General features: G+C 52.1%; 15 protein-coding genes. 11 read left to right on the forward strand and 4 right to left on the reverse strand.

Annotated elements, in window-relative coordinates; translation table 11 throughout:
- The first annotated feature begins 132 nt into the window (after positions 1-132).
- Positions 133-1518, forward strand: a complete 1386-nt coding sequence (gene dcuC / locus OGY04_RS12080; protein ID WP_003022136.1) for an anaerobic C4-dicarboxylate transporter DcuC — start codon at positions 133-135, stop codon at positions 1516-1518.
- A 116-nt stretch (positions 1519-1634) separates the two neighbouring features.
- Here dcuC and dpiA read toward each other — a convergent pair whose 3' ends face one another.
- Positions 1635-2315: a two-component response regulator DpiA gene (gene dpiA, locus OGY04_RS12085; RefSeq protein ID WP_003831279.1), complete on the reverse strand. Its 681-nt coding sequence runs from the start codon at positions 2313-2315 to the stop codon at positions 1635-1637.
- A complete protein-coding gene (gene dpiB, locus OGY04_RS12090; protein WP_008784080.1) occupies positions 2284-3945 on the reverse strand; it encodes a sensor histidine kinase DpiB in 1662 nt (553 codons plus the stop codon). The genes dpiA and dpiB overlap by 32 nt, the downstream gene beginning before the upstream one ends.
- A gap of 391 nt (positions 3946-4336) precedes the next feature.
- Here dpiB and citC point away from each other — a divergent pair, with 391 nt between their 5' ends.
- The 8 genes from citC to rna all read left to right on the forward strand — a co-directional run bounded on the left by citC (position 4337) and on the right by rna (position 11991).
- Positions 4337-5413 (forward strand): [citrate (pro-3S)-lyase] ligase, encoded by a 1077-nt coding sequence (citC, locus tag OGY04_RS12095; RefSeq protein WP_003831277.1) that lies wholly within the window; start codon positions 4337-4339, stop codon positions 5411-5413.
- Positions 5410-5706 carry a citrate lyase acyl carrier protein gene (citD, locus tag OGY04_RS12100; RefSeq protein ID WP_003831276.1) on the forward strand — a complete coding sequence of 99 codons (297 nt, stop codon included), beginning with the start codon at positions 5410-5412 and terminating at the stop codon, positions 5704-5706. Before citC ends, citD begins: the two co-directional genes overlap by 4 nt.
- Positions 5703-6611, forward strand: a complete 909-nt coding sequence (locus OGY04_RS12105; protein WP_003831275.1) for an aldolase/citrate lyase family protein — start codon at positions 5703-5705, stop codon at positions 6609-6611. The genes citD and OGY04_RS12105 overlap by 4 nt, the downstream gene beginning before the upstream one ends.
- Before the next feature lie 9 nt (positions 6612-6620).
- Complete coding sequence (citF, locus tag OGY04_RS12110) at positions 6621-8153, forward strand: citrate lyase subunit alpha (RefSeq protein ID WP_008784078.1); 1533 nt, start codon at positions 6621-6623, stop codon at positions 8151-8153.
- A 3-nt stretch (positions 8154-8156) separates the two neighbouring features.
- Positions 8157-8711: a citrate lyase holo-[acyl-carrier protein] synthase gene (gene citX, locus OGY04_RS12115; protein WP_234692203.1), complete on the forward strand. Its 555-nt coding sequence runs from the start codon at positions 8157-8159 to the stop codon at positions 8709-8711.
- Positions 8680-9585, forward strand: a complete 906-nt coding sequence (gene citG / locus OGY04_RS12120; protein WP_003831272.1) for a triphosphoribosyl-dephospho-CoA synthase CitG — start codon at positions 8680-8682, stop codon at positions 9583-9585. Before citX ends, citG begins: the two co-directional genes overlap by 32 nt.
- A 25-nt stretch (positions 9586-9610) precedes the next feature.
- Complete coding sequence (gene citT / locus OGY04_RS12125; RefSeq protein ID WP_003831271.1) at positions 9611-11074, forward strand: citrate/succinate antiporter CitT; 1464 nt, start codon at positions 9611-9613, stop codon at positions 11072-11074.
- A gap of 110 nt (positions 11075-11184) precedes the next feature.
- Positions 11185-11991, forward strand: coding sequence for a ribonuclease I (rna, locus tag OGY04_RS12130; RefSeq protein ID WP_212024107.1), 807 nt, complete (start codon positions 11185-11187; stop codon positions 11989-11991).
- 41 nt (positions 11992-12032) lie between these two features.
- On the opposite strand, the gene OGY04_RS12135 is transcribed toward rna, so the two are convergent.
- Positions 12033-12656, reverse strand: coding sequence for a flavin reductase family protein (locus OGY04_RS12135; protein ID WP_032942675.1), 624 nt, complete (start codon positions 12654-12656; stop codon positions 12033-12035).
- A gap of 96 nt (positions 12657-12752) precedes the next feature.
- Positions 12753-13583: an alpha/beta fold hydrolase gene (locus OGY04_RS12140; RefSeq protein WP_234692202.1), complete on the reverse strand. Its 831-nt coding sequence runs from the start codon at positions 13581-13583 to the stop codon at positions 12753-12755.
- Positions 13584-13858: 275 nt separating this feature from the next.
- On the opposite strand from OGY04_RS12140, the gene rnk reads away from it, so the two are divergent.
- Entirely contained in the window at positions 13859-14269 is a 411-nt protein-coding gene (gene rnk / locus OGY04_RS12145; protein ID WP_003831264.1) for a nucleoside diphosphate kinase regulator, read from the forward strand.
- Positions 14270-14452: 183 nt separating this feature from the next.
- On the forward strand, positions 14453-14881 hold the full coding sequence (gene uspG / locus OGY04_RS12150) for a universal stress protein UspG (RefSeq protein ID WP_003022101.1): 429 nt from the start codon (positions 14453-14455) through the stop codon (positions 14879-14881).
- Positions 14882-14911 lie beyond the last annotated feature (30 nt).

Consider the following 14911-nt stretch of genomic DNA (forward strand, 5'->3'; position numbering starts at 1 on the left):
ACCATCGCTTGAATCCGTATTTTTATTGATTTTAATCAGCAAGAGTTATCGGTTTATTAGGCACATTCTGTCACCACTTTTTACTTTTTTTAGTTTTTTTACTTTCTGGGCAGCAATGCGACAGGGGAAACGATGTTGACATTTATTGAACTCCTTATTGGGGTTGTGGTTATTGTGGGTGTAGCGCGCTACATCATTAAAGGTTATTCCGCGACAGGCGTACTGTTTGTTGGTGGTCTGGTTTTGCTGATTATCAGTGCGCTGATGGGGCATAAAGTTTTGCCGTCCAGCGCGGCATCAACGGGCTATACGGCAACAGACATTGTTGAATATATTAAAATTTTGCTGATGAGCCGTGGTGGCGATCTCGGCATGATGATCATGATGCTGTGTGGTTTTGCCGCTTATATGACCCACATTGGCGCGAACGATATGGTCGTTAAGCTGGCCTCCAAGCCTCTGCAATACATCAACTCTCCTTACCTGCTAATGATTGCCGCCTATTTTGTCGCCTGCCTGATGTCACTGGCGGTTTCGTCAGCAACCGGTCTGGGCGTATTGCTGATGGCAACACTGTTCCCGGTCATGGTTAACGTTGGGATCAGCCGTGGCGCCGCAGCGGCCATTTGTGCCTCCCCTGCTGCAATTATTCTTTCACCAACATCCGGTGATGTGGTGCTGGCGGCAAAAGCTGCGGAAATGCCGCTGATCGATTTCGCCTTTAAAACCACGCTGCCAATTTCCATTGCCGCCATCATTGCTATGGCGATTGCCCACTTTTTCTGGCAGCGTTTTCTGGATAAAAAAGAGAACATTTCTCATGAAATGTTAGATGTGGCTGAAATCACCACGACTGCCCCGTCATTTTACGCCATTCTGCCGTTTACCCCGATTGTTGGCGTCCTGATTTTTGATGGTAAATGGGGTCCACAGCTGCATATCATTACGATTCTGGTACTGTGCATGCTCATCGCGGCTATTCTGGAGTTCGTACGTGGGTTCAATACCCAAAAGGTTTTCTCTGGTCTGGAAGTCGCTTACCGTGGCATGGCGGATGCCTTTGCTAACGTGGTGATGTTGTTAGTCGCTGCGGGTGTTTTTGCCCAGGGCCTGAGCACAATCGGCTTTATTCAGAGTCTGATTTCTATCGCTACCTCGTTTGGTTCGGCGAGCATTATTCTGATGATGGTGCTGGTGATCCTGACTATGCTGGCGGCAATGACTACGGGTTCCGGTAACGCCCCGTTCTATGCCTTCGTTGAGATGATCCCTAAGCTGGCGCATTCCTCCGGCATTAACCCAGCTTACCTTGTTATCCCGATGCTGCAGGCGTCAAACCTTGGACGCACAATCTCCCCGGTCTCCGGCGTGGTGGTTGCTGTTGCTGGTATGGCGAAGATTTCTCCGTTCGAAGTGGTGAAACGTACCTCGGTTCCGGTTCTGGTTGGGTTGTTGGTTGTGATTATCGCAACTGAAGTGATGGTACCAGGTTCTTCTTCAGCCGTCGTTGGCGGCTGATACTCAGAGAAATGTAGGCCGGATAAGGCATTCACGCCGCATCCGGCATTTCGATTGCAACGTTGCCGGATGTCGATGCTAAAGCATCTTATCCGGCCTACGTCAGAAATCAGCATTTAGCCGCCGTGATAGATACGCTGCGGCCTACCCACCTTACCGTGAATAATCTCCGCAATAATCAAATGACGGCTGGCACAGTACTCCAGGTAGCGTCTGGAAGTCGTTCGGCTGATGGTGAGCGCCTGGGCGATCGTTTCTGCTGTATGGTGTACCGTCGGATCGGCAAATAATTTCAACACTGCATTCAGTGTTAACGCATCAATCCCAGTCGGTAAATCCCCTTTCGGCTCGCCCCGCGCGTAGGCATTAAACATCTCATCTATCTGCTTTTGACTGGCGCTATCATTACCGGCCAACATGCGTCGCCGCTGTTGATAACGCGTCAGGGTCTGCCCCAGCCGCTCGTAGGCAATGGGTTTGACCAGGTAATCAAACGCGCCGCTGCGCACAGCTTCGGAGACTGTTTCCATGTCGCTGGCCGCCGTGGTAAACACCACACCGCCCGGATAACGCGCCTGGGTTAGCTCATGCAATAAGGTAATTCCCTTGCCGTCCGGCAAGTAGTTATCGAGCAGAATCAAACCGGGCTTAAAACGCTCAATCATCATCCTCGCCTGCGCAAGATTACCCGCCAGCCAAATCTGGCTGAAGCCGGGTATATGGCGGATATATTCAGCATGCATTTCCGCCAGTAGCGTTTCATCCTCAACGATCAATAGCGTTAATGGTTCCGTCATTGTTTTTTTTCACTTTCGGAAGAAATAAAGAAAATAAGGTGCCGCAGGGGGAGTTATCTTCGAGCGTAATCACCCCGTCACAGCGCCTCACATAACTAGCAATAAGATACAAACCGATGCCATGTTCACCTGGTTCATCGGTACGGGTGCTCACACCCTGTTCAAATATTTTTTCACGCAATGCTTCCGGCACACCGCATCCCTGATCGGCAACTTCGATGATCACGTCATCCCCTTCATCGCTCAAATAGAGTTCGACGACCTTGTTGCCTTGCTGGGTGCGCAAGCTCGCTTCAAATGCATTATCAAGCAGATTGCCAACAATTGCTGCAAACTCTGTGCTATCCAGCCCCTCGGGGAGTTGATGCAGTTGGCTGCCCGGAACAATAGTCATGGTGAGACCCAGTTCCCGCGCGCGCTGCACCTTGCCAAACAACAGACCGGCTACCTGACGATCGGCAAACGCGCCGCGCAGGCTGTCAATCAGTTGCTGTTGCGCCTGGGATTCTCCCTGCACCATGGCCAGAACCTTGTCATACTCTTTCATTTGCAGCAGACCATTGATGGTCGACATCCAGTTCAGGTGCTCATGACGCAGCGTCCTCAGGCTCTCTACATACTGTTTGATTTGCGTTAACTGCGCATTAAGAGTAGCAATTTCATCTTTACTACGAAAACTGATGATTGCCCCAAGCAGTTCGTCACCGGAGCGAATCGCCTCACGGTTGGCGATAACGCTCAGTCCATTAAAGTTGACCATCGCGTCCTGTCGTTTTTCCGCAATCTGTTGGGTGAAAAAGTCCGCTGGCTGAACCACCTCACTCACCGGTTTTCCAAGCCACTTTCTCCCAGGTGAAGACAGCCCCAGCATTTTCCTCGCACTGCGGTTTATTGCGGTGATATATCCATCAGGATCCACGGCAATCAATCCTTCATATACCGAACTGAACAACGCTTCCTGCTGACGTACCACACGCGCAATTTGTTTCGGTTCCATACCCAACATCTGCCGACGAATATGGGCAGCGAAAAACCAGGAGAGCAGCATAAGTACCAGCAACAGGAGGATAAACACGCCGGCCATCGGAAGTAAGAAGTCCGATCGCCAGCTATCGATTTTGCTGATCAGATAACCAATTGAGACTACGCCAATGATTTTGCCATCGTCATCAAAGATGGGCGTTTTAGCGCGCATTGCCATCCCGATGGACCCTTTACCGGTAATAAAGTAGCTCTCGCCTTTTTCCAGCGCACCGGGTTTGGTGAACTGCATCGGATAGCCAATCTTTTCCGGGTTCGGATGATATAGACGAATGGAGTTGGTATCCCCGATAACCACATAGTCGAAGTCAGTTCCGCTCTGCAGTTTGTCGGCAATCGTCGCCAACCGCTTGTAATCACGATGCTTAACCGCCGTGATGATACTGTCGTTAGAGGCGATGATTTTGGCCTGATTCATTGCCATATCGCGGACATGCGTTGCCAGATAATCTTCAAAGCTGGCGGTGAAGTATTGTGCCAGGGCGGCGATGATAAAAACAGAAACGACCAGAATGAGCAGAAAGATACGTAAAGGAAACGCCAGACTGCGGAAAAAAGGAAACCGTGTTTTATTTTTCTGTTCTGCCATCACATTTTTCCTCACCGACGTTAACTAAAACTAATTTCTCATTGTAGTTGTAATTAAAATGTTCTATTTACACGTTATGGTATAAAACAAGATCGTTGCAGATTCCCCACCTTAAATCAATTAAACAAATTAAAACCACACCTTATTTTAGGGTTAAATTAATTAAAAAACTTAAAACCATAAAACACATTAAAACCTTCTAACTTATTGTGAAATAAATCAAAAATTACCTCCAAAATACCCCTTACGATGTATGCAGCAGGGAAAAAAAGAAATACTCCGTAATAAAAAACCATTCCCTTCAATTGCAAACAAAACGTTATCAGGTTGCTAAACAGAGCAACAAAAACAGAAACCCAGTAACAAATATAGCATCGGGGCTCTATTCACTATGTTCGGTAATAATATATTCACGCAAGTTAAACGCTCAGAAAATAAAAAGATGGCGGCTATCGCGCAATTTCTGAAAGAGAATGATTTGAGCGTAGATACGACCGTCGAAGTATTTATCACCGTCACCCGTGACGACCGTCTGATTGCCTGCGGTGGTATCGCTGGGAATATTATTAAGTGTGTCGCAATCTGTGAATCTGTCCGCGGCGAGGGTTTAGCGCTGACGCTGGCGACTGAGTTAATCAACCTTGCCTATGAACGCCATTGTACGCACCTCTTCATCTATACCAAAACCGAGTACGAATCGCTGTTTAAACAGTGCGGTTTTTCTACGCTCACCAGCGTTCCCGGCATTATGGTATTGATGGAAAACAGCACCACACGTCTGAAACGCTACGCCGAATCACTGGCAAAACAGCGTCATGATGGGAAAAAAATTGGCTGTATCGTCATGAACGCCAACCCCTTCACCAACGGACACCGTTTTCTGATCCAACAGGCGGCCGCGCAATGTGACTGGCTGCATCTGTTTTTGGTGAAAGAAGATACCTCACGTTTTCCGTATGAAGACCGCCTGGATCTGGTGCTTAAAGGAACAAAAGACATTCCACGTTTAACCGTGCATCGCGGTTCGGAGTACATCATTTCCCGCGCCACGTTCCCGTGTTACTTCATCAAAGAACAGAGCGTTATTAACCACTGCTACACCGAAATAGACCTGAAAATCTTCCGCCAGTATCTGGCTCCGGCTCTCGGCGTCACGCACCGCTTCGTCGGTACTGAGCCGTATTGCACCGTCACCTCCCAGTATAACAACGACATGCGTTACTGGCTGGAGACCCCAACGCTTCCCGCCCCGCCGATTGAACTGGTGGAAATTGAGCGGCTGTGCTTCCAGGAGATGCCGATTTCCGCCTCCTGGGTGCGCAAGCTGCTGGTTAAAAAAGATCTCACGGCTATCGCATCCCTGGTCCCTGACGCCACGCTGCAGTATCTGCAAAGCATGGTTGAGCGAGCCTCATCGGGTGCGGCAGTCCGCCAAAATACCCCCGCATTAGCAACAGGTGAAAAATGAAAATAAACCAGGCAGCCGTCGCAGGCACACTCGAGTCCGGTGATGTGATGATTCGCATCGCCCCACTCGATTCGCAGGATATTGACCTGCAGGTTAACAGTAGCGTCGAAAAGCAGTTCGGTGATGCCATCCGGGCCACCATTCTGGACGTTCTGTCCCGCTACAACGTACGCGGCGTGCAATTGAATGTTGATGATAAAGGCGCACTGGACTGCATTTTACGTGCGCGACTGGAAGCACTACTGGCCCGCGCTGGCGGTATTCCGGCACTGCCATGGGAGGATTGCCAGTGATTTCCGAATCTTTGCAACAACGTAAAACTCGTACTCGCCGCAGCATGTTGTTCGTACCGGGCGCCAATGCCGCCATGGTCAGCAACTCGTTCATCTACCCGGCAGATGCACTGATGTTCGACCTGGAAGACTCCGTCGCGTTGCGTGAAAAAGATACCGCTCGCCGCATGGTGTACCACGCGCTGCAGCATCCGCTGTATCACGACGTTGAAACCATCGTGCGTGTAAACGCCCTCGACTCCGAATGGGGTATCAACGACCTTGAAGCCGTGGTACGTGGCGGTGCTGACATCGTACGTTTACCGAAGACCGATACCGCGCAGGATGTCATCGACATCGAAAGCGAAATTCTGCGTATCGAAAACGCCTGTGGCCGTGAGCCAGGCAGCACCGGTCTGTTAGCCGCCATCGAATCGCCGTTAGGCATTACCCGCGCGGTAGAAATTGCCCATGCTTCCGAACGTCTGATCGGTATTGCCCTGGGTGCGGAAGACTATGTACGTAACCTGCGCACTGAGCGCTCACCGGAAGGTACTGAACTGCTGTTTGCCCGCTGCTCTATTTTGCAGGCTGCACGTTCTGCCGGTATTCAGGCGTTCGACACCGTGTATTCCGATGCCAACAACGAAGCGGGTTTCCTGCACGAAGCCGCACATATCAAGCAACTGGGTTTTGACGGCAAATCGCTCATCAACCCGCGCCAGATCGAACTCCTGCACAACCTGTACGCCCCAACGCGCAAAGAACTGGCTCACGCCCGTCTGGTTGTGGAAGCCGCTGAAGCCGCTGCTCGCGAAGGTCGTGGCGTAGTTTCCCTGAACGGCAAAATGGTCGACAGCCCGGTTATCGAGCGCGCCCTTCTGGTTATCTCCCGTGCAGAACTTTCCGGCATTCGCGAAGAATAAGGCAAAAAAATGACGCAGAAAATCGAACAGTCTCAACGCCAGGATCGCGTGGCGACCTGGAGCCGTCATGCAGAAAGTGAGCTTTCCGCTTATCAGAGCACCGCAAAAGTAGAATTGCAGGCGCAAAAACCGCGCGACAAAAAGCTGTGCGCTAACCTGGAAGACGCTATTCGTCGTTCAGGTTTACAGGATGGTATGACTATCTCTTTCCACCACGCTTTTCGTGGTGGCGATCTGACGATTAACCTGGTGATGGACGCCATCGCCAATATGGGCTTTAAAAATCTGACGCTGGCCTCCAGCTCTCTGAGCGACTGCCATGCTCCACTGGTTGAGCACATCCGTCAGGGCGTGGTCAGCCGCATTTATACCTCCGGTCTGCGTGGTCCGCTGGCGGAAGAAATCTCACGTGGCCTGCTAGCCGAACCGGTACAAATTCACTCCCACGGTGGCCGTGTGCACCTGGTGCAAAGTGGCGAGCTCAGCATTGATGTGGCGTTCCTCGGCGTGCCGTCCTGCGACCAGTTTGGCAACGCCAACGGTTATACCGGTAAAGCGTGCTGCGGCTCACTGGGCTATGCCCGCGTAGACGCCGAAAACGCGAAACAGGTTGTCCTGCTGACTGAACAGCTGCTGACCTATCCGCATAACCCGGCCAGCATTACGCAGGATCAGGTAGATCTGATCGTGCAGATCGATCAGGTCGGCGATGCGGACAAAATTGGTGCCGATGCGACCCGCATGACCACCAACCCGCGTGAACTGTTAATCGCCCGTAGCGCGGCTGAGGTCATTGCTAATTCCGGCTACTTCAACGAAGGCTTCTCACTGCAGACAGGAACCGGCGGCGCCTCTCTGGCCGTTACGCGTTTCCTGGAAGACAAAATGCGCAGCCGCGATATCCGTGCCGACTTCGCGCTGGGCGGCATTACCGCTACCATCGTTGACCTGCACGAAAAAGGCCTGATTCGCAAACTGCTGGACGTTCAGAGTTTTGACCGTAACGCCGCAGAATCGCTGGCCCGCAATCCAAACCACATTGAGATCAGTGCCAACCAGTATGCCAACTGGGGCTCAAAAGGCGCATCCGTCGATCGTCTGGACGTCGTGGTGCTCAGCGCGCTGGAAGTTGATACCAGCTTCAACGTCAACGTACTGACCGGTTCTGACGGCGTACTGCGCGGCGCATCCGGTGGTCACTGCGATACCGCGGTTGCCGCTGCGCTGTCTATCATCGTCGCGCCGCTGGTTCGCGGACGCATCCCGACCCTGGTTGATAACGTGCTGACCTGCGTAACCCCAGGCTCCAGCGTTGACATTCTGGTCACTGACCACGGTATCGCCGTCAACCCTGCACGTCCGGAACTGGCAGAACGTCTGAAAGAAGCCGGTATGAAAGTGGTGTCCATTGAATGGCTGCGCGAACGTGCACAGCAGCTCACCGGTCAGCCACGCGCTATCGAATTCACTGACCGCGTGATTGCCGTTGTGCGTTACCGCGATGGTTCAGTGATTGACGTTGTGCATCAGGTGAAGGAATAAACCATGCACCTGCTCCCTGAAAACGCCACCCAACACGCGGTTTCCATTCCCGAGCTGCTAGCCAGCCGCGATGAGAGACAGGCAAGGCAACAGGAGTGGCTGACACGCCACTCTGCGCCGCTGGTCTCGTTTACCGTCGTCGCACCGGGACCGATTAAAGACAGCGAATTAACCCGTCGTATCTTTAATCACGGCGTAACCGCCTTGCTCGCGTTGGCGAAACAATCCACCTGGATTGTCAGGGAGCAAACAGCGCTGGTTTCTGCCAGCGGTCCAGAAGGTCTTTTGTCTATTGAGGCTCCGGCCCACGACCTCAAGCTCGCCACAATTGAACTTGAGCATTCACACCCGCTGGGACGGCTATGGGATATCGATGTCCTGACCCCTGAAGGGGAAATTCTGTCCCGGCGTCATTTCGCACTCCCTGCCCGCCGCTGTCTGCTGTGCGAGCAAAGTGCTGCCGACTGTGCGCGGGGTAAAACCCACGCGCTTTCCGACTTACTCACTCAGATGGAGGCACTGCTGCATGATGCCGATTCCCGCAACATCAACCAATAACGCAGTCCTTCCTCTGGATCTGCCTGATGCTTACGCAACGCTTGCGTGGCGCGCCATGTTGACTGAAGTCAACCTGTCGCCCAAACCCGGTCTGGTAGATCGTATTAACAACGGCGCGCATAAAGATATGGCGCTGGAAGATTTTCATCGCAGCGCTGAAGCGATTCAGTCATGGCTGCCACGTTTTATTGAATATGGGGCGTTTAGCGCACAGCTATCGCCTGAAGATGTATTGAAAGGACTGCGCCCGCTGGGCATGGCCTGCGAAGCCGATATGTTCCGCGCCACCGCCGGGGTGAACACCCATAAAGGGAGCATCTTTTCACTCGGACTGCTGTGTGCCGCCATTGGCCGCCTGCACCAGCTCCAACTCACTGTTACCGCTGAAACCATTTGCTCTACAGCAGCAACATTTTGCCGTGGCCTGACCGAGCGCGAACTGCGCCAGAACAATCAACAACTCACGGCTGGCCAACGTCTTTATCAGCAATTGGGATTAACCGGCGCACGGGGCGAAGCCGAAGCGGGATATCCGCTAGTCATCCAGCATGCCCTGCCGCACTACCGCGCACTGCTGACTCAGGGCCGCGACCCTGAACTGGCGTTACTCGACACATTATTGCTGCTGATGTCTATCAACGGCGACACCAACGTGGCTTCACGTGGCGGCGCAGAAGGTCTGCGTTGGCTACAGCAGCAGGCCACCGCCCTGATGCAGCAAGGGGGGATTCGTACCCCTGCCGATCTCGAATATCTACACCAGTTCGACCAACAGTGCATTGAACGCAACCTCAGTCCCGGAGGCTGCGCCGATCTGCTGATCGTCACCTGGTTCTTAGCTCAGATTTCACAAGTTCATCATTATCACAATTAAAGATCCTTTCCGGAGAATCACACACATGTCTTTAGCAAAAGATAAAATATGGAAGTTATTGGCCCCCCTGGTCGTCATGGGTGTCATGTTTCTTATCCCCGTCCCTGATGGAATGCCTCCACAGGCCTGGCACTACTTTGCCGTGTTTGTGGCGATGATCGTCGGTATGATCCTGGAGCCAATTCCGGCAACAGCGATCAGCTTTATCGCCGTAACGATCTGCGTTATCGGCAGCAACTATCTGCTGTTTGATGCTTCAGAACTGGCCGACCCGGCGTTTAAAGCGGGTAAGCAAGCGCTGAAATGGGGTCTGGCTGGCTTCTCCAGCACCACCGTGTGGTTGGTGTTTGGTGCGTTTATCTTCGCACTGGGTTATGAAGTCACCGGTCTGGGTCGTCGTATCGCGCTGTTCCTGGTGAAATTCATGGGTAAACGTACCCTGACGCTGGGCTATGCGATTGTTATCATCGACATTCTGCTGGCACCGTTTACTCCATCTAACACTGCGCGTACCGGTGGCACCGTATTCCCGGTTATCAAAAACCTGCCGCCGCTGTTTAAATCATTCCCGAACGATCCTTCCGCGCGCCGTATCGGTGGATATTTGATGTGGATGATGGTCATCAGTACCAGCCTGAGTTCCTCGATGTTCGTGACCGGCGCTGCGCCTAACGTGCTGGGTCTGGAATTCGTCAACAAAATTGCCGGTATTCAAATCAGCTGGTTGCAGTGGTTCCTCAGCTTCCTGCCGGTCGGTATTATTTTGCTGATCGTTGCTCCGTGGCTGTCATACGTTCTGTACAAACCAGAAGTTACTCACAGTGCTGAAGTTGCCGCTTGGGCCGGTGATGAACTGAAAGGCATGGGTAAACTTACCCGTAAAGAGATAACGCTGATCGGTCTGGTATTGCTCAGTCTGGGTCTGTGGGTCTTCGGTGGTAAACTAATTGATGCAACCGCAGTGGGCCTGCTGGCTGTTTCCCTGATGCTGGCGCTGCACGTTGTACCGTGGAAAGACATTACCCGTTATAACAGCGCATGGAACACTCTGGTTAACCTCGCCACGCTGGTCGTTATGGCGAATGGTTTAACCCGTTCAGGCTTCATCGACTGGTTCGCCAACACTATGAGCACGCACCTGGAAGGCTTCTCGCCTAACGCGACCGTGATCGTTCTGGTGCTGGTGTTCTACTTTGCTCACTACCTGTTTGCCAGCCTTTCCGCTCACACCGCCACCATGCTGCCGGTTATTCTGGCCGTCGGTAAAGGTATCCCGGGCGTGCCAATGGAACACCTGTGTATCCTGCTGGTACTGTCCATCGGTATCATGGGCTGTCTGACTCCATATGCAACAGGCCCTGGCGTTATCATCTACGGCTGTGGTTATGTGAAGTCCAAAGACTACTGGCGTCTGGGTGCTATCTTCGGCGTTATCTACATCGCTATGCTTCTGCTGGTCGGTTGGCCGATTCTGGCAATGTGGAGCTAATCATTCCCGTTCATGCCTGATGAAAATGATGCCAGTCAGCTAAACCTGACTGGCATTTTTTATGATTAAATAGATGATATTCAGAATTTATATAAGTGTCCGAAATCATCATGACATCAACATGGCGTTATTCTTCGTTGCTGGCAGCACTCCTGCTACCAGTTTCTGCAGCTCAGGCCGATGAACTTCAGGCAAAACAGTACGCTGATTTTGACAGCTACGTGTTGGCTCTCTCCTGGCAAACCGGATTTTGTCAGAGCCAACACGAGCGTAATCGTCAGGAGCCTGACGAATGTCGTTTGCAAAAAGAGAGCGCAGACAAAGCTGATTTCCTGACCGTTCACGGTTTATGGCCCAGCCTGCCTAAATCCATTGCTGCCCGTGGAGTAGACAATCGCCGTTGGATGCGTTTTGGCTGCGCGACTCGCCCTATTCCCAACCTGCCTGAAGCCCGCGCCAGCCGTAAATGCGCGGCCCCCGAAACCGGGCTGTCGCTGGAAAGCGCGGCAAAACTCAGCGCCGTAATGCCCGGCGCTGGAGGGAGATCCTGTCTGGAACGTTACGAGTATGCCAAACATGGCGCGTGTTTCGGTTTTGATCCCGACGCGTACTTCGGCACGATGGTACGGCTGAATAATGAGGTTAAGAACAGCGAGGTGGGCAAATTCCTGGCGGAAAACTACGGCAAAACCGTCAACCGTAACGCATTTGACGCCGCCGTTGCCAAAAGCTGGGGCAAAGAGAACGTCAAAGCTGTGAAGCTAAGCTGCCACGGCAATCCAGCGTATCTCACTGAGATCCAGTTATCCCTGAAAGCCGACAACATCAACCAGACGTTATCTGCCCAGTCATTCTTACCGCAACCGCATCCGGGTAGCTGCGGTAAACAGTTTATTATCGACAAAGTGGGATACTGAAACTTGCGACCGACGCTGCGAGCTGGCGTCGGTCCGTAAACTTAGCGTTTTGCACGGGCGTCCGGGCGAACTAAATCAAAACGATGTGTTTCACTGATCGAATAATACGCCGTTGGCCCACCTGCACGCAGTACCGGTTTCGCTTTCGCCGTCTGATAGATGCCGTCTTCCAGGAGCGTTTCATCTATGTGAATGCCTACCACTTCTCCCAACACCAGCCAGGTATCAACCGGTGAGCCATCAGCGGTAGTCAGTTGCAGGCTTTGCGATAAGCGACACTCGAAATTGACCGGGCTTTGCGCCACGCGCGGCACGTTGACTATCCGGCTATCTGCCTTGCTAAGCCCGGCGGCAAAAAACTCGTCCTCACCGTGCGGCAAGCTGGCTGACGTTTCGTTCATCGCAGTGGCCAGCTCAAGAGTCGTCAGGTTCCAGACAAATTCACCGGTTTCGATAATATTCTGCACGCTGTCTTTCCAGCCGCTGCTGGCGAAACCGATAATCGGCGGATGATAGTTAAAACAGTTAAAGAAACTGTATGGTGCCAGATTGTGCCGACCGTTGCTGTCACGCGACGCAATCCAGCCAATCGGGCGCGGTCCAATGATGGCATTTAGCGGATCATGCGGTAAGCCGTGTCCCTGTGACGGTTGATAGAAATACATAGCGTTCCCTGTTGAAGTTAACGTCAGCGCAGCACAAATTATGCTTCGCTCATCCCCCTGGAAAAAGAAGATCAGCGTAGAACAATCTGCCAACGATTACGACTGAATAAAGTTGAGCAGGTCACCGTTGATCTGTTGCTTATGGGTGGTGCAGATGCCATGCGAGCCGCCGACATATACCTTTAACTGCGAGTCCGGCAGCATTTCCGCCGCGACCTTTCCGCAGGTATCAAACGGGACAATCTGATCGTCATCACCGTGGATCACCAGCGTCGGGATGGTCATCTTTTTGAGGTCTTCACGCAGATCTGTTTCCGAAAACGCGTGTATACAGTCGTACAACGCTTTGATGGAACCCTGTAAACCTTGTTCAACAAAACTTTCCCTGACGGCTTTCGACTCTTTTGCGCCAGGACGATTGTAGCCATAGAATGCAGCGGTCAGCTCATAGAAAAAGGCGGCGCGATCGTTCACAACCCCCTCACGGATGCCATCGAATACCTCTTTCGGCACGCCATTTGGGTTAAAGTCAGTCTTGATCATAATGGGCGTCACCGCGCCAATTAACACCGCTTTTGCCACCCGCTGCGTCCCATGCCGGCCAATATAACGAGCCACTTCCCCACCGCCGGTAGAGTGCCCAACATGTACGGCATCTTTAAGATTGAGATGCGCGGTAAGTTCAGCCAGGTCGTCAGCATACTGATCCATATGATGTCCATCCCAGGGTTGGGCCGAACGCCCATGTCCGCGCCTGTCATGGGCGATCACACGAAATCCTTTCGATCCAAGGAACAGCATTTGATCTTCAAACGCATCTGCCGTCAGCGGCCAACCGTGACTAAACACAATAGGTTGTCCACTTCCCCAGTCTTTAAAATGCAAATAGCTGCCGTCTTTCAAGGTAAGTTTGTCGTACTGGCTCATGAGATCTCCTGTCGCGGAACACTGAGTTGTTTGACGCGCCCGCAGCGAGCGCTTAAAAAGCATAATGCAAATTGGAGAACGATCACGTTTTTCGGCTAAAATCACACCATATGCGACAATGTTGATGATTTACCTGAATGTGAACTAAATCACTTCAAACATGGGGTAAGTCTCAGTATCATCATAAAAGCTAAACCCTTGCCGCCTGACGGTGAGGGTTTTCTTTTGGGATTATTTACCTGCGCACCCGCAGTATCGACGACATGGAGTAATAAATGTCCAGACCAACTATCATCATTAACGACCTCGATGCGGAACGCATTGACCGCCTGTTGGAGCAACCTGCGTTTGCTGGTTTACCGATTGCCGACGCCCTTAACGCCGAGCTGGATCGTGCCCAAATGTGTTCTCCAGAAACCATGCCGCACGACGTCGTGACCATGAACAGCCGCGTGAAATTCCGCAATCTGAGTGATGGCGAAGTCCGTGTGCGTACCCTGGTGTATCCGGCCACTATGACTGACAGCAACACACAGCTTTCGGTAATGGCACCTGTCGGCGCTGCACTTCTGGGGCTGCGCGTTGGTGATACCATTCACTGGGAACTGCCAGGCGGGACCTCAACACACCTCGAAGTTATCGAGCTTGAGTACCAGCCTGAAGCTGCAGGCGACTACCTGCGCTAACTCTGTCTTATCAAAGCCACTCGCTTTATCTTACAGGGGATGCATCCGCATCCTCTTTCCGGTTAGATCTCCCTGCTCCTCGCTTTCTTTCCTGTTCGCAAAACATAAATCTGTGTCGTGACTGACAGAATCATTTTTAATACTATGCTGTTATGTGTTCATGTAATGACAAGGAGAATGTTTATGTACAACACAATCATAATGCCAGTTGATGTATTCGAAATGGAACTGAGCGACAAGGCTATTCGCCATGCAGAATTTCTGGCCCAGGATAAAGGGGTTATCCATCTACTGCATGTGCTGCCAGGCTCAGCGAGCTTAAGCCTGCACCGCTTTGCAGCCGATGTCCGTCGTTTTGAAGAGCATCTGCAACACGAAGCGGAAACCCGTCTGCAAACGATGGTCGGTCACTTCAGCATCGATCCTTCCCGTATTAAGCAACACGTCCGCTTTGGCAGCGTCCGTGACGTGGTCAACGAGTTGGGTGAAGAGTTGAATGCGGATGTCGTTGTCATTGGGTCGCGTAACCCATCAATCAGCACCCATCTGCTCGGCTCTAACGCTTCCAGCGTTGTTCGACACGCGACTTTGCCAGTGCTGGTTGTTCGTTAACAGCCACTGATTTGCTAAAGAAAACCCCTG

This window comes from Citrobacter sp. Cpo091 (assembly GCF_030332645.1).
Classification (GTDB): domain Bacteria; phylum Pseudomonadota; class Gammaproteobacteria; order Enterobacterales; family Enterobacteriaceae; genus Citrobacter; species Citrobacter portucalensis.